The organism is Methylobacterium sp. OAE515, from assembly GCF_041806315.1.
GTDB lineage: Bacteria > Pseudomonadota > Alphaproteobacteria > Rhizobiales > Beijerinckiaceae > Methylobacterium > Methylobacterium tardum.
Genome location: NZ_JBGMUV010000001.1, coordinates 3,323,108 through 3,339,820, shown reverse-complemented (window position 1 = coordinate 3,339,820; position 16,713 = coordinate 3,323,108). Strand labels below are relative to the sequence as shown.

Below are 16,713 nucleotides of genomic sequence, written 5' to 3'. Positions count from 1 at the left end.
GCAGGCTGCGCCAGCGCCGGATTGTACGATCTGAGGTAGATTCCGCGAATCGATGATCGCGAAATCTCGAGCGTGACTGCTCCCGATCCGGAGAATTTTCCGCGCCCCGGCAGGTCTCGAACCGGAAGGCCCCTCAGGGGGCGTTGTGCTCGACATGATGCCCGTCGAGCACCGTGTCGCTGGTCGGGACCGTCTCGGCCACGGCTTGCGCCCGGCGGAGGTCCGGCGCGGTCGCCTCCTCCAAGAAGGCCGCCACAGCATCGGAGAGCGGCAGCGTGCGGGTCTGCTGGCTCCCGAGCCGCCGGATCGAGACCGTCCGCTCCTCGGCCTCGCGCTTGCCGAGTGCCAGCAGCACCGGCACCTTGGCCAGCGAGTGTTCCCGGACCTTGTAGTTGATCTTCTCGTTGCGCAGATCCGCCTCGACCCGCAGGCCGGCGCGCTCCAGGCTGCGGATGACGTCCCGGGCGTAAGCGTCGGCCTCGCCGGTGATCGTCGCCACCACCACCTGGACCGGCGCCAGCCACAGCGGGAAATGCCCGGCGAAATGCTCGATCAGGATGCCGGTGAAGCGCTCCATCGAGCCGCAGATCGCCCGGTGGACCATCACGGGCGGCTTCCGGGCGCCGTCGGCGTCGATGTAGAAGGCGCCGAACCGCTCGGGCAGGTTGAAGTCGACCTGCGTCGTCCCGCATTGCCAGTCGCGGCCGATTGCGTCGCGCAGCACGTACTCGAATTTGGGCCCGTAGAACGCGCCCTCCCCCGGGTTGACCGCGGTCCGGATCCGCCCGCCGGACTGCTCCTCGATCTGCGCCAAGACCCGGGTCATCACCGCCTCGGCATGATCCCAGAGGGCGTCGGAGCCGACGCGCTTCTCGGGCCGGGTCGAGAGCTTCACGACGATCTGGTCGAAGCCGAAATCCGCGTAGGTCGAGAGGATCAGGTCGTTGATCTTCAGGCACTCGTCGGCGAGCTGGTCCTCGGTGCAGAAGACGTGGGCGTCGTCCTGCGTGAAGCCGCGCACGCGCATCAGCCCGTGCATGGCGCCGGACGGCTCGTAGCGGTGCACGATGCCGAACTCGGCCATGCGCAGGGGCAGGTCGCGGTAGGATTTCAGGCCGTGCTTGAAGATCTGCACGTGGCCCGGGCAGTTCATCGGCTTGAGGGCGAACCAGCGCTTGTCCTCGGCCTCCTCGCCGGCCGATTGCGCGGCGAACATGTTCTCCCGGTACCAGCCCCAGTGGCCGGAGGTCTCCCACAGGGCCTTGTCGAGGATCTGCGGCGCGTTGACCTCGGCGTAGTCGCCGCGCAGGCGGCGGCGCATGTAGGCGATCAGCTCCTGGAAGATCGTCCAGCCCTTGGCGTGCCAGAAGACGACGCCGGGCCCCTCCTCCTGGAAGTGGAACAGGTCCATCTCGCGGCCGAGCCGGCGGTGGTCGCGGCGCTCGGCCTCCTCCAGCCGATGCAGATAGCCGTCGAGATCGGCCTGACTCGCCCAGGCCGTCCCGTAGATGCGGGTCAGCATCGGGTTGTTCGAATCACCGCGCCAGTAGGCGCCCGCGACCTTCATCAGCTTGAACGCGGTGCCGACCTTGGCGGTCGAGGTCATGTGCGGGCCGCGGCACAGATCGAACCAGTCGCCCTGGCGGTAGATCTTGAGATCCTCGCCCGGCGGGATCGCGTCGACCAGCTCGACCTTGAACTTCTCCTGCTTGCCGGCGAACAGCGCGCGCACGTCCTCCCGCTTCCAGACTTCCTTGGTGAAGGGCGCGTCGCGCGAAATGATTTCGCGCATCTTCGCCTCGATCTTCGGGAAGTCCTCGGGCGTGAACGGGGTCTCGCGGAAGAAGTCGTAATAGAAGCCGTTCTCGATCACCGGGCCGATCGTGACCTGGGTCTCGGGCCAGAGCGATTGAACCGCCTCGGCGAGCACGTGGGCGCAATCGTGCCGGATGAGTTCCAGGCTGCGTGGGTCGGTGCGGTCGAGGAACTCGATGCGGGCATCGCGGTCGATCGGATCGTCGAGGTCGGCGACCGTGCCGTCGAGCGCCATGGCGACGGTGCGCTTGGCCAGCGACTTGGCGATGCCCTCGACCACGGCACGGCCGGTTGTGCCGGCGGCGATCTCACGGGTGTTGCCGTCGGGGAAGGTGAGAATCGGCATGGGTTCAAGCGTCTCCGGGCTCAGTCCTGCATACGGGGCAGGTAAGCGTCTGCGGGGGAGCGGCCGTGTAGACCGAATTCTTTGGGGAGGAAACGGCCGTGCCGCGCATCGCTGGCCCGAGCCTGTCCACAGGCCCCGCGCCATCGTCTCCGCGCACGTCCGGCCATCCCGGGGCGCTGCGCGCGACGAGACGGGTCATGCGGTTGCCGCTTCATGTCCTCGCCCGCCCACCGCACGCCGTCCTCCCGGGGCCGCGCAGCGGAGCCCGGGATCCAGAGCCGCCGCGGCGGCAGATCCGGCGACGACGCGTGTCTGGATTGCCCGCCTCCGGCGTGCCCCTCCGAGTCCGGGCTCGCCTGCGGCGCCCCGGAATGACGGCGCCGGGTGGGGAATCGGCCGAGCGTCCGGCAGACAGGTTACCGCCCGCCATGCGCGATCGTCCCCGCGCGCCGTTCGGCGCCGGGGGCATGGCCCAAGAGACGAACACGCGGGACGCGGGACGCCGCGGGAACCCAGGTGTCGGCCAGTCAACGCGCGGGATCCGATCCCCGCGGCGCCCGCGGCATCGACCGGGCATGGTCCCCAGCCGGTGCCGTCTTTCTCGTCGCGGCGTCTGTGCGACGTCCCGGTCCTGCGCCGGCCTGCCAAGCGGTCTCGGGCGAGGCGCACGCGCCTCCGGAACCCGCTATCAATGCCGTGGCCTTCCAGCCGTGTGCCCGCCTCGTAGTGGGCGGATCCGCAGGGTGCGTAGGGTCGGCCCAGTGACGGGTCGGCGCGGGGACATTTCGGCCCCCGCCGGGCAGACTGCCGCCCGGTCTCACGCCCGCCACCGAGACACGCCCCGTACCGGGCACGCCGCCCGGGGCGATGGCGGCTGAGAGCCACCGACGCGGGCACCGCCCCGCGCCACGGACCCGACCGGTCAGCCACCGGGCGGGCCCCGTAAAGGACGCCCCGGGATCGCTCCCGGGCCGCCGTGGGCAGGTGGCGGCTAATGAGCACAAAATAGGAACATTGTCAAGGTCGGGGTGTGCTCTTCGCCGCGTAGCTGCGTGCATAATGCCGCCGCATCGTCGTTCCGGGGCGCCGCAGGCGAGCCCGGACCCGGAGGGGCACGCCGCAGGCGGGCAACCCAGAGCCGCCGACGATGCCAGATCTTAGTGCGTCGGCGTGTCTGGATCCCGGGCTCCGCGACGCGGCCCCGGGATGACGGGGTGGCTTGCGGTGATGCGGCGCTTCCCTCTCGGTCCTGCGCCCCATGCGGTCGTTCCGGGCTTGCCTTCGGCGCCCCGGGATGACGCGGTGAGGCGGCACCGGTGCGGCCGAACCCTTAACCCGCGCGCTGCAGCCGGCTCGCGAAGAAGCCGTCGAGGCCGCCGCGGGCGCCTGGAACCTCGGACAGGTGACACGGCAGGGTGCGCAGATCGCCGTTGGCATCGATCAGCGCGGTGGTGCCGCCGACCTCCTCGGGCTGGACCGGCACGCGCACGAACCGGGCGTCGCGGGCCAGGAAGGCGGCGACCTGCGCCTCGCCCTCCTCGGGCTCCAGGGAGCAGGTGCAGTAGACGAGACGCCCGCCCGGCCGCACCAGCCCGGCCGCGTGGTCGAGGAGCTTGGCCTGGAGCGCGGCGAGCCGGGCGATGTCGGCCTCCGACTTGATCCAGGCGACATCCGGGTGGCGCCGGATCGTGCCGGTCGCCGAGCATGGGGCGTCGAGGAGCACCGCGTCGTGATCCTGGCCTTCGAGCGCCAGGGCGTCGGCGACTACGATCTCGACGGCGAGGCTGAGCCGCGCGACGTTCTCGCGCAGGCGCTCCAGCCGCGGCGCCGACCGGTCGACCGCGGTGACGCGCGCCCCGGCGGCGGCGAGCTGCATGGTCTTGCCGCCGGGCGCGGCGCAGAGGTCGAGGATCCGGGCGCCGGGCTCGGGCGCGAGCAGCCGGGCCGGGATCGCCGCGGCGGCGTCCTGCACCCACCACGTGCCCTCCTGGAAGCCCGGCAGTTCGGGGATCGCCGGCCCGTTCTCCGGCAGGCGCAGGGAGCCGGTGGGGAGCCGCACGGCGCCGAGCCGCTCCGCCCAGTCCGCCGGGTCCCCGCGGAGGGTGAGATCGATCGCCGCCCCCGCGAGATGGGCCTGCGCGATGGCGCCCGCGCGCTCCGGCCCGTAGGCCGCGCTCCAGCGACGGGCGAGCCAGTCCGGCGTGTTGGCGGCGAGCGCGTCGGCGCCCTCGGCCAGGATGACGTCGCGCTCCCGGGCAATCCGGCGCAGCACGGCGTTGACGAGGCCGGCGAGATGCGCCGTGCGGCTGTCCGCCTTGGCCAGCCGCACCGCGAGGTCGACGGCCGCATGGTCGGGGACCGCGAGGTCGAGGATCTGGGCGGCCGCGGTGGCCAGCAGGGCCGTCAGCTGGGGCTTGGCCGCGGGGAGCCCGCGCTCCAGCCGGGCGGCGAGTGCCGCGCGGATCATCCCGTAGCGCCGGAAGGTCGCGACCGCGATGGCGCGCGCCAGGCCGGCATCCGCGGGCGCCAGCGCCTCGGACCGGATCGCCTGGGCGAGGGCTTCGTCGAGCGCGGGCGGCCGCTCCTGGCCGATCAGGGCGGCGACCGCCTGCTGCGCCGCGCGCCGCGCGCCGAGTCCCGCCGCGTTGGCGTCGGCCCTATCCGGACCCGTGCCCCGCGCCGAAGTCCTGTCCCGCGTGTTGCGGCCTGTGTCCCGCGATGCCACTTCTTCTCCCGAGCCGAATGCTTTTCCGATCCACGCCCTCACACCCGAGCGAGCGCGATGCAAGACCCGAACAGACACGACCCGGATGCAGCCGGGGCCGAGCCCCGCAGGCTCAGCCCGGCGGCGGAGCGCGCCCTGGCCGAGGCGGCCGAACGCCGCGCCGCGATCGACGCGCGCGCCGCCGAGATCAGCGCCCGGCCCGAGCGCCTGGGCCGCGGCGGCCTGGAGCCGGTCCGCTACGATGATTGGGAGGTGAAAGGCCTCGCGGTCGACTTCTGAAGCCGGAACGCCGCGGCCCAAGGGCCGTTCCCCTGGCTGACCGACAGGGAGATCAGGCGATGGCGACAAAGGTATCGGCGCGGGGCGCGGCCGAGGGGCCGCACGGCGAGATTACCCTGGCCCGGGGCGAGCGGCTCGGGATGCGGATGTGGCGGGCCGAGGCGCCGAACGCCGACAAGCCGATGACCACCTCGCCCCACGAGACCGTGGGCTACGTGATCAGCGGCCGGGCCGAGCTGGTCGTCGGCGGCGAGACGGTGACGCTGGCGGCCGGGGATTCCTACTGCGTGCCGGCCGGGGCCGAGCACACCTACCGGATCCTGGAGACCTTCACGGCCGTCGAGGCCACCGCCCCGCCGGCCGGCTGAGCGCGGCCGGAGGTCAGTGCGTCATGTAGACCTGCGTGCCGACATCGACACGCGCGTAGAGGTCGACGACGTCCTGGTTGAACATCCGGATGCAGCCATAGGACGCGTAGGTGCCGACCGAGCCCGGCCGGTTGGTGCCGTGGATGGCGTATTCACCGCCCGCCAGGGTCATGGCCGCCGCGCCCATCGGGTTGTGCGGCGAGCCGCCGGCGATGAGATTCGGCAGGCGCGGGTTGTCGCGCTTCACCTCGGCCGGGGGCGACCAGGCGGGGGCGACGTACTTCCCGTCGATGGGCTTGGTGCCGAACCATTGCTTACCGGGCCGGCCCACCGCCACGGGGTAGCGGATCGCCGTCCCATCGCCGTTCACCAGGTAGAGCTTGCGCTGCGACACGCTGATCACGATCGAGCCCGGCTCGACGCCGTTCTGGAAGGGCACGATCTCGCGCGCCTGCGCCGTGCCGAAACAACCCGCCAGCACCGCGCCGGCCACTCCGAATAAAGCCGCGACCCGACCCGACATGATGTGATCCCCGACAAGCAAGAGCATCTGCGACCCAGTAATCCACGGTCGAGCTTGTCGTTCCAGGAAAAGCTATGGTTGATGCCGTGTCGTTCCCCGAAACTGTCGGCGACGGTAAAGGAGCAACGTAAATCGACGGGGCGTGAGCGAGGCGCCGTTGGATAAGAATAGCTTTCTCCGGTTGCTTCAAAGATCTCGGCTGCGTTCACCGATCGGAGAATTGTCTGGACTGTGGGCAGCTCCGTCGCTGCGGGAGCGCAGTGGCGACCCCGCGGGAGGCGGCCGAGGATTGCGGCGCCGGGTGGAGGGCTTGCGTCGCGGCCTGCCGACGCGGGCGCCGCTCCGGGCGCGCTCGCGCTTCGGGTATCCAGCCATGAGGTAAGCGTCCTAGAACAGCCGCGCTTGCCGGAGTTCCGGCGCCGAGACCGGTCGATCCATGACATCCGTTGCCCTGTTCGAGCTGATCCTGGGCCTCCTCGGCGCGGCCCTGCTGCTGTCGCTGGCGGCCGGGCGTCTCGGCTTCCCGCCGGCCGCCGCTTTGGTCCTCGGCGGCATGGCGCTGGCGGTGGCGCCGGGCCTGCCGGCCTTCGATCTCGATCCGGACCTGATCATGGTCCTGTTCCTGCCGCCGCTCCTGCTCGAATCGGCCTACTTCACCGTCTGGCGCGACTTCCGGGCGAGCTTGAGCCCGATCCTGTCCCTGTCGCTCGGGGCGGTGCTGTTCACGACGCTGGTGGTCGGGCTCGTGGCGCACATGATCGTGCCTGCCCTGCCCTGGGCCGCCTGCTTCGCGCTGGGGGCGATCGTCTCGCCGCCGGACGCCGTGGCCGCCAAGGCGGTGCTCGCCCGCGTCGCCCTGCCCCGCCGGATGATCACGATCCTGGAGGGCGAGAGCCTCGTCAACGACGCCTCGGGCCTCGTCCTCTACCGCTTCGCCGTGGCGGCCGCGCTCACGGGTAGCTTCAGCGCCTGGGCGGCGGCCGGCAGCTTCGCGTGGCTGGCGGTGGCCGGCGTCGCGGTCGGGTGCGCCTGCGGGCTGGCGGTGAACGCCGTGATGCGGCGGTTGCAGGACGCCAACGCCATCACGGTGCTGAGCTTCCTGGCCGCCTACATCGCCTACCTGCTGGCCGAGGAGGTCCACGCCTCAGGCGTGCTCGCCGTGGTGGCCTGCGGGCTGATGATGGGCGGCCGGGAGCACGAGACCTTCGACGCGCACGCCCGTCGCCATTCCGTGGCGGTGTGGGAATTCGTGGTGTTCGTGCTGGAGGCGCTGGTCTTCGTGCTGATCGGGCTGGCGCTCCGCGGCGTGCTGGCCCGGACCGGCGGCGAGACCGGCGCGCTCGCGGCGGCGCTGCCGCTGGCGCTCGCCGTCACGGCGGCCTGCGTGGCCGCCCGCCTGCTCTGGGTGTTCCCTGCCGTCTACCTGCGGCGGATCCTCTCGGCCCGGCTGCGGAGGCAGGAGCCGCCGACGAGCCCGGCCGTGCCGCTGGTCGTCGGCTGGGCCGGCATGCGCGGGGTGGTGACCCTCGCGGCCGCCCTGGCGCTGCCGGTGGACTTCCCCGGCCGCGACGCGATCCTGATCTCGGCCTTCGTGGTCATCCTGTTCACCGTGCTGGTGCAGGGCACGACCCTGGGCCCGCTGATCCGCCGGCTCCGCCTCGATCCCGCGGCGCACCTGCCCGACGGCCATCTCGACGCGCCCATGGCCCGCGTTGTCGTGAACGAGGCCGGCCTCGGCGCCCTCGAGCGGCTGGTGTTCCCCGAGACCGGCGCGCTGCAGCACCCGCGCCTCGTGGAGGAGTATCGCCGCCGGGTCCGGGCCACGTCCCGGGACCGCGACGAACGCAAGGCTCTGGAGACCGAGAAGAGCGAGCACTTCGCCGCCGCGCTGCTCGCGGTGCGGTCAGGCCGGTCGGCGCTGATCGGACTGCATCGGGAGAACCGGATCCACAGCTCGGTGCTGCGGCAGCTGGAGGCGGAGATCGACCTGGAGGAACTCCACCTCAAGCGTCTGGCCGGGACCGCGCCGGCCCATGGCTAGACTGGCTCATAGCTAGACTGGCCCATGGCTGGACTGGGGCGCAGCCCTCAATGGGCGGCGCAGCCATCCGCCGGCTGGCCGTAGCCGCCATAGACCACCCGCACCTTGCGCAGGCAGGCACCCTCGGCCTTCGCCCCCGTGGCCACGGGGGCGACCTCGACCGGCTCGACCCGGAGGGTCGCGGCGACCGGCTGGTCCTCGGAGATGGCCAGCGCGCGGCTGGCGCTCATCACGAACGGCGTGGCAACGAGAGACGAGATGGCGAGCGCGGCGAAGACGGCGATGTTCTTGCGGCCGAAGTTGTTAACGGTGCGAGCGGTTCGCATGACTGGTCTTCCGACGTGTTCGGCAGCGCTGAGGTGCCGATATCCCCTGTTGCGGCGATAACTTGGCCGCGGGCTTGGCGGTTCCAGGTATTGCCCCAAAAACCGCCACGCTTGGGTGTCCCGCCACACGTGGGAAGAACGTCTTCAGATAATCTTGCGGTACTGCACGAAGCCCGATTTCTCCGCGATCCGGTCATAGAGCTGCATCGCGTCGGTATTCGTCTCGTGCGTCAGCCAGTGGACGCGGGAGCAGCCTGCGGCCTGGGCCGCCGCGTAGACGTGCTCGATCAGCCGCCGGCCGATCCCGAGCCCCCGGGCTCCGTCCGCCACGAACAGGTCCTGGAGGTAGCAATAGTCGCCGATCGTCCAGGCCGAGCGGTGGCGGATGTGGTGGACGAGGCCGATCGCCTCCGCGCCCCGCCACGCCAGGGCGCCGTCGACCGGCTCGGCCGGGTCGTTGAGGCGGGTCCAGGTGGTGTCGGTGACGTCGGTCGCGAGGTCGACCTTGTAGAAGGCCTGGTAGCCCCGCCAGAGCGGCAGCCAGGCCTCCCTGTCCCCGGAACCGATCGGGCGGATCGCGAGGGCGGCCGTGTCAGCGTCCATGGTGTTCTCCGGGTGCAGTTCGGGACGATCGGATCATCATCCGGCTCCGTCACGCAAGCGCCGCCGCCTTGCACCCCCGCCCCCTCGCACCTAAACCGGCCCGCCAGCGGCCCGACCCGCCGTGCGAGCCCGAGCCATCGAGTCCCATGTCCCAGAAAAAATCGTTCCAGGGTCTGATCCTGACGCTTCAGGAATTCTGGGCGGCGCAGGGCTGCGTGATCCTCCAGCCCTACGACATGGAGGTCGGCGCCGGCACGTTCCATCCGGCCACGACCCTGCGGGCGCTCGGCCCGAAGCCCTGGAAGGCGGCCTACGTCCAGCCGTCGCGCCGGCCCAAGGACGGCCGCTACGGCGAGAACCCGAACCGGCTCCAGCACTATTACCAGTTCCAAGTGATCCTGAAGCCGAACCCGCCGAACCTGCAGGAACTCTACCTCGCCTCGCTCAACGCCATCGGCGTCGACCTGAAGCTCCACGACATCCGCTTCGTCGAGGACGACTGGGAGAGCCCGACGCTCGGCGCCTGGGGTCTCGGCTGGGAATGCTGGTGCGACGGGATGGAGGTCAGCCAGTTCACCTATTTCCAGCAGGTGGCGGGCTTCGAGTGCGCGCCGGTGGCGGGTGAGCTGACCTACGGGCTGGAGCGGCTGGCCATGTACGTCCAGGGCGTCGAGAACGTCTACGATCTGGACTTCAACGGCGCCGAGGGGCCGGACCGGATCACCTACGGCGACGTGTTCCTGCAGGCCGAGCAGGAATATTCCCGCCACAACTTCGAGGCGGCCGACACCGCCATGCTGTTCCGCCAGTTCACCGACGCGGAGGCCGCCTGCCGGACCTATCTCGACGCGGGGACACCGGCCTCGGACGGCGAGCGCCACCGCATGGCACAGCCGGCCTACGACCAGTGCATCAAGGCGAGCCACGTCTTCAACCTGCTCGACGCGCGCGGCGTGATCTCCGTGACGGAGCGCCAGAGCTACATCCTGCGGGTGCGGGAACTGGCCAAGGCCTGCGGAGCCGCATGGTTGAAGACCGCCGCCGGGGGTGCGTAAGGTCCCCGCTCGGTCTACAGCGGATAGGCCGTACAGAAGAAGCGGCGTGGATCGTCGGGCTTCGATTGCCAGACGGAACGAAACAGCGGATTGCTGCCGTCGGGGGTCTCGAGGGGACCCTCGTAGACGTATTTGCGTCCGTAGGTGGCATCGACCTCACGCACCAGCTGGCTCGGGCGCGCATGGCTGAACAGGGCCGCGATCAGCAGGGAGCCGCTGGCTTGCGTGAAGCCGCACGCTAGGAGGACGCGTGCCTTATGACGGCCTTTTCGGTGATCGAGATTGAGCAGGTAGCCGTGGATCTTGGACTCCGCGATCGTCAGATCAGGAGTCCAGTCGCCGTGATCGTCAGCCACCTGCCTCAGACCGCACGCAGAGCGTCCGCTCGGACCGTGGCATTGCCGACCACCGGCTCATCGAACTCGACCTCGTAGGCCTCGCCGTCGCCCCAGATACCGACAATGGTGCCTTCCGCGTCTGCGGGAACCGTCATCCCGTCATCGGTCACCACATCGTGCAGCAGTACGACCACGCTCAACTCTGCGAGGCCCTGCGGCTGCGTGACCGGCGCACGCGACTGATACAGCGTGTCGAACGACATGCCTTATCATGTGCGCGCGGCGCCTGAGCGTGCAAGGGCCGCCCCGGTAAATCTTCATTGCGGAGCCCCTTGCCCCCTCATGCGTTGCAACCCCCGCCAACCGGCGCGCCTTGGCGCGTCCGCAGACGCGGGAACCTCGTGATGAAGAAGACCCTCCTCGCCCTCAGCCTCCTCGGGTTCGGCCTCGCCCCCGCGCTGGCGGCCGATCCAGGCCCGGAGGCCGTGGTCAAGAAGCTCTACGCCGAGCCGCACCCGAATCACTCCGCCGTCTACTCGAAGCGCCTCCAGAGCCTGTTCGATGCCGATGCCAAGCAGGCCAACGGCGCCACCGGCAACCTCGATTTCGACTATCGCCTCAACGGCGAGCCCCTGAAGCCCGACACCGTGAAGAGCCTGACCTTCAAGGAGGCCACCGAGGGCAAGGACCAGGCGAAGGTCACGGTGGAGCGCAAGGGCGGGGACGGCTCGAAGGCGATCGTCTACGATCTCGTGCGCGAGGACGGCGGCTGGAAGGTCTCCGACGCCCACGCGATCGGCGACCGGAAGTGGCAGCTCTCGACCATCCTCAAGGGCGAGGCGCGCTGAGGCGGATCCCCGGCCCTCGACAGGGGTGCGGCGCGGCGATATGGCCGCGCCATGCCCGACCTCCTGCTCGAACTCCGCTCGGAAGAGATCCCCGCCCGCATGCAGCGGCGCGCGGCGGAGGATCTCAAGAAGCTCGTCACCGACGCCCTGGTGGCGCGCGGCTTCCTGTACGAGGGCGCCAAGGCGTTCTCGACGCCACGCCGGCTGGCGCTCCACATCGCCGGCCTGCCCGCCCGGGGCGAGGCGGTGCGCGAGGAGCGTCGCGGCCCGCGGGTCGGCGCCCCCGAGGCGGCAATCCAGGGGTTCCTGAAGGGTGCGGGGCTGACGAGCCTGGATCAGGCCACGACCGTCACCGACCCGAAGAAGGGCGAGTTCTACCTGGCGGTGATCGAGCGCCCCGGCCGCGAGACGCTGGACGTGCTCGCCGAACTCCTGCCGGAGATCATCAAGAGCTTCCCTTGGCCGAAATCCATGCGCTGGGGTGCGGCCTCGGCCGAGCCGGGCGCTTTACGCTGGGTGCGCCCGCTGCAATCGATCGTCGCGACCTTCGGGCCGGAGACCGAGACCCCGGAAACCGTGCCGTTCTCGGTCGGCGGCATCGCGGCCGGCACCGTGACCTACGGCCACCGCTTCCTCGCGCCCGAGGCGATCGAGGTGCGCCGGTTCGACGACTACATCCAGGCGCTGGAGCGGGCGAAGGTCGTCCTCGACCCTGAGCGGCGCAAGGACGTGATCCTGCACGACGCCCGCGACCTCGCCTTCGCCCGCGGCCTCGATCTCGTCGAGGACGAGGGTCTGCTGGAGGAGGTGTCGGGCCTCGTGGAATGGCCGGTCGTGCTGATGGGCTCGTTCGACGAAGCCTTCCTCGACATCCCCGCCGAGGCGATTCGGGCGACGATCCGGGCGAACCAGAAATGCTTCGTCCTGCGGAAAAGCGGTTCCGAGGATCTGGCGCCGGCCTTCATCCTGGTCTCGAACCTCGTCGCCAGCGACGGCGGTCAGGCGATCACCGCCGGCAACGAGCGGGTGGTCCGGGCGCGCCTCTCGGACGCCAAGTTCTTCTGGGAGACCGACAAGGCTATCCGCCTGGACGATCGGCTGCCCAAGCTCGACAGCATCGTCTTCCACGAGAAGCTCGGTACCCAGGGCGAGCGGATCGCCCGCATCGCCGCCCTGGCGCAGGCGCTGGCGCCGCTGGTCGGCGCCGACCCGGCACTGGCCGAGCGTGCCGCCCGCCTCGCCAAGGCCGACCTCGTCACCGAGATGGTCGGCGAGTTCCCCGAGCTTCAGGGGTTGATGGGCCGCAAATACGCAGCGCTCCAGGGCGAGCACGACAGCGTCTGCGCGGCCATCGAAGAGCATTACAAGCCGCTCGGCCCCTCCGACCGGGTGCCGAGCGACCCGGTCTCGATCGCGGTTGCGCTGGCCGACAAGCTCGACACGCTGGCGGGGTTCTGGGCGATCGACGAGAAGCCCACGGGGAGCAAGGACCCGTTCGCCCTGCGCCGGGCGGCCCTGGGTGTGATCCGGCTGATCCTCGACCGCGGCCTGCGCCTGCGCCTCTTGGAGCAGGTCGGCGCGGCGGATCGCGGCCTCGCCGGCCGGGCCGGCGCAGATGCGAAGGATCTCCTCGCCTTCTTCGCCGATCGCCTGAAGGTCTATCTCCGCGACCAGGGTGCCCGCCACGACCTGATCGACGCCGTCTTCGCCTTGCCCGGCCAGGACGACCTGCTGATGGTGGTCCGCCGGGTCGAGGCCCTTGGGCAATTCCTCGAGACCGAGGACGGCAAGAACCTGCTCGCGGGCTACAAGCGCGCGGCCAACATCCTGCGGATCGAGGAGAAGAAGGACGGCCGCGCCTACGATGCGGCGCCGGACGCCGCCCTGGCCGCCGCGGGCGAGCCGGCCGAGCGGGCGCTGGCCGAGGCCCTGGCCAAGGCCCGGGAGACCGCCTCGGCGGCCGTGGCCCGCGAGGATTTCGCCGGCGCCATGCAGTCGCTCTCGACGCTCCGCGCGCCGGTGGACGCGTTCTTCCAGGACGTGACCGTCAACGCGCCGGATCCGAAGCTCCGCGAGAACCGCTTGGCTCTGCTCAACGCGCTGCGCGCCGCGACCCGGGAGGTGGCGGAGTTCGCGAAGATCGAGGGGTGAGATCGTCCCGGCGGGCGGGCGCCGAGGCGCGCGGCCTCAGCGCTCCACCAGGGTGCAGCCCCGCCGGTCCTCGGCCTGCCAGCCGTGGCGCTCCAGCTCCGGGTCGAGATGCTCCTCCACCGGGTATCCGACGCAGAGATAGGCCACGAGCCGCCACGTCTCCGGCACCGCCAGGATCGCCGTGACGGCTGCCGGCTCCAGGATCGAGACCCAGCCGACGCCGAGCCCGCGCGCGCGGGCCGCGAGCCAGAAGCACTGCACCGCCCCCACCACCGAGTAGGCCAGCGTTTCCGGCATGCTCGCGCGCCCGAGGCCGAGGCCGGTTCCGGTGGCGGCGTCGCAGAACGCCGCCAGATGCACCGGCGCCTCCTTGAGGCCGGCAAGCTTGAGGGCCCGGTACTGCGCGGCGCGGTCCGGATCGTAGCCCGCCGCCGCGGCGGCGTTGCAGCGGGCGAAGCTCTCGGCCACGCCGGTGCGACGGCCGGGATCCGAGACGCGCACGAAGCGCCACGGGCGGCTGTTGCCGACCGAGGGCGCCCGATGCGCCGCCGCCAGGCAGGCGTGCAGCTGCGCCTCGTCGACCGGGTCCGTCCGGAAGCGGCGCACGTCGCGGCGCCACGCGAACAGCGCGTCGAGATCGTTCAGGAAGGCGGCGTCGAAGGCGGGCGGGCCCATGATCCACTTGGCATACCCGCAACGCCGGGCGGTCCGGAACCAGAAAAAAGGCCGCCCCTTCGGAGCGGCCTGAAGTCTTGGGTCTCGAAACCTCGGAGTGCCGGATCCTGGGATCCCGAACGGCGACCGAGGGCTGGGGAGCTGGGTCTCGGGCGCCGGCCGGGCAAAACCCGGCGAGGTTCACGGGCTGTTGTGTCGGTGCAACGCGGCCCGCAAAAGGCGTGAATCGGGCAGAACCGTGTTTTTTGTCGCTTGGGCGTGTCTTGTGTGACACGGGCATTGCGGCCGCGTCCGCCCTTGCAGGCCGCTGCGGCGAGGCCCATCATCCGGCAAAGGATGGATGCGCGGGAGCCAAGATGACCGAACGGACGAGCGCCGGGCCGAGGCCCGACGAAGCGGCGGGCCATGTCATTCCCTTCCCTGCCCGCGCGGCTCCTCCACAGGTCGCCTTCAACCGGGACGAGTTGCGCACGATCTTCAACATCTACGGACGGCAGGTCGCCGCGGGCGAGTGGCGCGACTACGCCCTCGATTTCCGCCGCGACAAGGCGGTGTTCTCGATCTACCGCCGCACCTCGGAGATGCCGCTCTACCGGATCGAGAAGGACCCGAAGCTCGCCCGCCGCCAAGGCGCCTTCGCGGTGATCGCCGCCAGCGGCCACGTCCTCAAGCGCGGCACCGACCTCGCCCGCGTGATCGCCGTGCTGGAACCGGCGCCCCGGGCGGTCTGACGGCGCACGCGCGCCCGGCTCAGGGGCAACGCTCCATGCCGTCATTCCGGGGCGCCGCAGGCGAGCCCGGAATGACGGGGACGAGGCGACCGCTCAGGAGAGTGACAGGCCCCGGACGGTCCGGGCGATCTCGGCCACCACCTCCGGCGGCAGCGGCTGGATCGGCCGCGGCGGCTCGGCGCGGCACAGGCCCATGAGGTCGGCGAGGGCATAGACCACCCGCAGGCTGGAATGCGTCCGGAACAGCGTCCAGAGGGGTTCCAGCTCGGCATTGAGCATGCGGGCCCGCTCCGTCTCGCCCGCTGCGACGGCCCGGACGATCGCCAGGCAGGTCTGCGGGAAGAGCCCGCCCGCCACGCTGAACCACGCCGCGCCGCCGGCGATCAGGGCTTCGGTCACGTTCCAGTCGCCGCTGAAGCCGATCGGGAAGCCCGCCGGGACAGCCGCCTGCAGGGCCGCGACGCCGGCCTCCGCATGGGCCGGGTCGGGTGCAGCGCATTTGGCCGCCACGATCCCGGGCCGACGCGCGATCCGGCCGATCAGGTCCGGCGAGAAGCGGAAATGCGTGGTCGCCGGATTGTCGTAGAGGACGAGCGGCAGGCCGCCCGCCTCCGCAACCGCGCTGAAATGTGCCTCGACCTCGGGCTCGGTGAGCGGCGTGTATGAGACGGGGGCGAGGAGCCCCGCATCTGCGCCGGCCGCCCGCGCATCCTGCGCCAGGCGGATGGCCTCGTCGGTGCGCAGGGCACCGATGCCGACCAGGAGCGGCACCCGCCCGCCGATCGCCTCGGCGGCGATCGCGACGGCCCGCTGCCGCTCGTCCCGGGACAGGTAGGCGTAGGTGCCGGTGCTGCCGAGCAGGCCGATCGAATCGACGCCGGCCGCCGCCAGCGGCTCCAGCAGCCGGCGCAGGGCGTCGGCATCGACTCGGCCGTCCGCGTCGCTCGGGGTGATCGGGAAGGCGGAGAGGCCGGAGATCGCGCGCATCGCCCGAGCCTAGCGCATCCGAGGGCGGCCAGACAAAAAGAAACCCCGGCGGTTTCCCGCCGGGGCTCTTCTCAACGCTCAGTCTCTGGAGCCTAGCGGCGATCGCCGATCAGGCTGAGCAGGAACTGGAACATGTTGATGAAGTCGAGATAGAGCGTCAGGGCGCCGTTCACCGACATCTTGGCCGCCATCTCGCCGTCGAAGCCGCCGTAGAGATACATCTCCTTGAGCTTCTGGGTGTCGTAGGCGGTCAGTCCCGCGAAGATCAGCACGCCCAGCACCGAGATGGCGAACTGGAGGGCCGACGAGGCGAAGAAGATGTTCACCAGCGACGCGAGGATGATGCCGATCAGGCCCATCATCAGGAACGAGCCCATGCCCGAGAGGCTACGCCGGGTGGTGTAGCCCCAGAGGCTGAGCGAGCCGAAGGCCGCCGCCGTGATGAAGAACACCTGCACCACGCTGCCGCCGGTGAAGACCAGCAGGAGCGAGGACATCGAGGCGCCCATCACCGCCGCGAAGGCCCAGAACATCGTCCGCGCCGACGAAGCCGACATGCGGTCCATCCGCATCGAGAAGACGAAGATGAACGCCAGCGGGGCGAGCATCAGGACCCACTTCAGCGGGCTGAGATAGAGGGTCTGACCGAACGGGGTCAGGATCGGGCGCGTGCCCTGGTAGGCCGCGACCGACGCCATGTTCAGGCCGAGCGCGACAAGACCGGAGATGCCGAGCCCGACGACCATGTTGTTGTAGACGCCGAGCATGAACGTGCGCAGGCCCTGGTCGACTTCGACCTGGGTGCCGGCGTAGCCGGTCGGCTGCTGGGCGCCGTACCGGAAGGGGCTGTTTTCGAATGCCATGGGAGTTTCCTTGCGGAGGCTCTCTCAGCGTGGTGTTCG

At 70.8% G+C, this 16,713-nt stretch carries 17 protein-coding genes; 7 read left to right on the top strand and 10 right to left on the bottom strand.

Going from position 1 to position 16,713, the window contains the following annotated elements:
* Nucleotides 1-133: 133 nt before the first annotated feature.
* On the bottom strand, nt 134-2,161 hold the full coding sequence (gene thrS, locus ABIE45_RS16365) for a threonine--tRNA ligase (RefSeq protein ID WP_192710358.1): 2,028 nt from the start codon (nt 2,159-2,161) through the stop codon (nt 134-136).
* A gap of 1,330 nt (nt 2,162-3,491) precedes the next feature.
* Nucleotides 3,492-4,886, bottom strand: a complete 1,395-nt coding sequence (locus ABIE45_RS16360) for an RsmB/NOP family class I SAM-dependent RNA methyltransferase (protein ID WP_192711041.1) — start codon at nt 4,884-4,886, stop codon at nt 3,492-3,494.
* 57 nt (nt 4,887-4,943) lie between these two features.
* Here ABIE45_RS16360 and ABIE45_RS16355 point away from each other — a divergent pair, with 57 nt between their 5' ends.
* Both ABIE45_RS16355 and ABIE45_RS16350 read left to right on the top strand, forming a co-directional pair.
* The gene (locus ABIE45_RS16355; protein ID WP_192711040.1) at nt 4,944-5,165 is read left to right on the top strand and encodes a DUF1674 domain-containing protein; all 222 of its coding nucleotides are present in this window, start codon (nt 4,944-4,946) and stop codon (nt 5,163-5,165) included.
* A gap of 59 nt (nt 5,166-5,224) precedes the next feature.
* On the top strand, nt 5,225-5,533 hold the full coding sequence (locus tag ABIE45_RS16350; protein ID WP_192711039.1) for a cupin domain-containing protein: 309 nt from the start codon (nt 5,225-5,227) through the stop codon (nt 5,531-5,533).
* A 13-nt stretch (nt 5,534-5,546) separates the two neighbouring features.
* On the opposite strand, the gene ABIE45_RS16345 is transcribed toward ABIE45_RS16350, so the two are convergent.
* Nucleotides 5,547-6,056 (bottom strand): L,D-transpeptidase, encoded by a 510-nt coding sequence (locus ABIE45_RS16345; RefSeq protein WP_192711038.1) that lies wholly within the window; start codon nt 6,054-6,056, stop codon nt 5,547-5,549.
* A 436-nt stretch (nt 6,057-6,492) separates the two neighbouring features.
* On the opposite strand from ABIE45_RS16345, the gene ABIE45_RS16340 reads away from it, so the two are divergent.
* Nucleotides 6,493-8,097 (top strand): Na+/H+ antiporter, encoded by a 1,605-nt coding sequence (locus ABIE45_RS16340; protein ID WP_192711037.1) that lies wholly within the window; start codon nt 6,493-6,495, stop codon nt 8,095-8,097.
* Nucleotides 8,098-8,144: 47 nt separating this feature from the next.
* Here ABIE45_RS16340 and ABIE45_RS16335 read toward each other — a convergent pair whose 3' ends face one another.
* Nucleotides 8,145-8,423, bottom strand: a complete 279-nt coding sequence (locus ABIE45_RS16335; RefSeq protein ID WP_192711036.1) for a hypothetical protein — start codon at nt 8,421-8,423, stop codon at nt 8,145-8,147.
* Nucleotides 8,424-8,567: 144 nt separating this feature from the next.
* Entirely contained in the window at nt 8,568-9,026 is a 459-nt protein-coding gene (locus ABIE45_RS16330; RefSeq protein WP_192711035.1) for a GNAT family N-acetyltransferase, read from the bottom strand.
* Nucleotides 9,027-9,172: 146 nt separating this feature from the next.
* Here ABIE45_RS16330 and ABIE45_RS16325 point away from each other — a divergent pair, with 146 nt between their 5' ends.
* On the top strand, nt 9,173-10,081 hold the full coding sequence (locus tag ABIE45_RS16325; protein ID WP_192711034.1) for a glycine--tRNA ligase subunit alpha: 909 nt from the start codon (nt 9,173-9,175) through the stop codon (nt 10,079-10,081).
* A 14-nt stretch (nt 10,082-10,095) separates the two neighbouring features.
* On the opposite strand, the gene ABIE45_RS16320 is transcribed toward ABIE45_RS16325, so the two are convergent.
* On the bottom strand, nt 10,096-10,437 hold the full coding sequence (locus tag ABIE45_RS16320) for a DUF6883 domain-containing protein (RefSeq protein ID WP_192711033.1): 342 nt from the start codon (nt 10,435-10,437) through the stop codon (nt 10,096-10,098).
* 5 nt (nt 10,438-10,442) lie between these two features.
* A complete protein-coding gene (locus ABIE45_RS16315) occupies nt 10,443-10,682 on the bottom strand; it encodes a DUF4926 domain-containing protein (RefSeq protein ID WP_192711032.1) in 240 nt (79 codons plus the stop codon).
* Nucleotides 10,683-10,823: 141 nt separating this feature from the next.
* On the opposite strand from ABIE45_RS16315, the gene ABIE45_RS16310 reads away from it, so the two are divergent.
* Nucleotides 10,824-11,267: a DUF3828 domain-containing protein gene (locus tag ABIE45_RS16310; protein ID WP_192711031.1), complete on the top strand. Its 444-nt coding sequence runs from the start codon at nt 10,824-10,826 to the stop codon at nt 11,265-11,267.
* Between the two features lie 51 nt (nt 11,268-11,318).
* Complete coding sequence (gene glyS / locus ABIE45_RS16305) at nt 11,319-13,418, top strand: glycine--tRNA ligase subunit beta (protein ID WP_192711030.1); 2,100 nt, start codon at nt 11,319-11,321, stop codon at nt 13,416-13,418.
* Between the two features lie 36 nt (nt 13,419-13,454).
* Here the strand turns inward: glyS and bluB are convergent, their stop codons facing one another.
* A complete protein-coding gene (bluB, locus tag ABIE45_RS16300; RefSeq protein WP_192711029.1) occupies nt 13,455-14,093 on the bottom strand; it encodes a 5,6-dimethylbenzimidazole synthase in 639 nt (212 codons plus the stop codon).
* 356 nt (nt 14,094-14,449) lie between these two features.
* On the opposite strand from bluB, the gene ABIE45_RS16295 reads away from it, so the two are divergent.
* Nucleotides 14,450-14,824 carry a DUF2794 domain-containing protein gene (locus tag ABIE45_RS16295; RefSeq protein WP_192711028.1) on the top strand — a complete coding sequence of 125 codons (375 nt, stop codon included), beginning with the start codon at nt 14,450-14,452 and terminating at the stop codon, nt 14,822-14,824.
* Nucleotides 14,825-14,917: 93 nt separating this feature from the next.
* On the opposite strand, the gene ABIE45_RS16290 is transcribed toward ABIE45_RS16295, so the two are convergent.
* Both ABIE45_RS16290 and ABIE45_RS16285 read right to left on the bottom strand, forming a co-directional pair.
* Nucleotides 14,918-15,811, bottom strand: a complete 894-nt coding sequence (locus ABIE45_RS16290; RefSeq protein ID WP_192711027.1) for a dihydrodipicolinate synthase family protein — start codon at nt 15,809-15,811, stop codon at nt 14,918-14,920.
* A gap of 92 nt (nt 15,812-15,903) precedes the next feature.
* A complete protein-coding gene (locus tag ABIE45_RS16285) occupies nt 15,904-16,674 on the bottom strand; it encodes a Bax inhibitor-1/YccA family protein (RefSeq protein ID WP_091786357.1) in 771 nt (256 codons plus the stop codon).
* Nucleotides 16,675-16,713 lie beyond the last annotated feature (39 nt).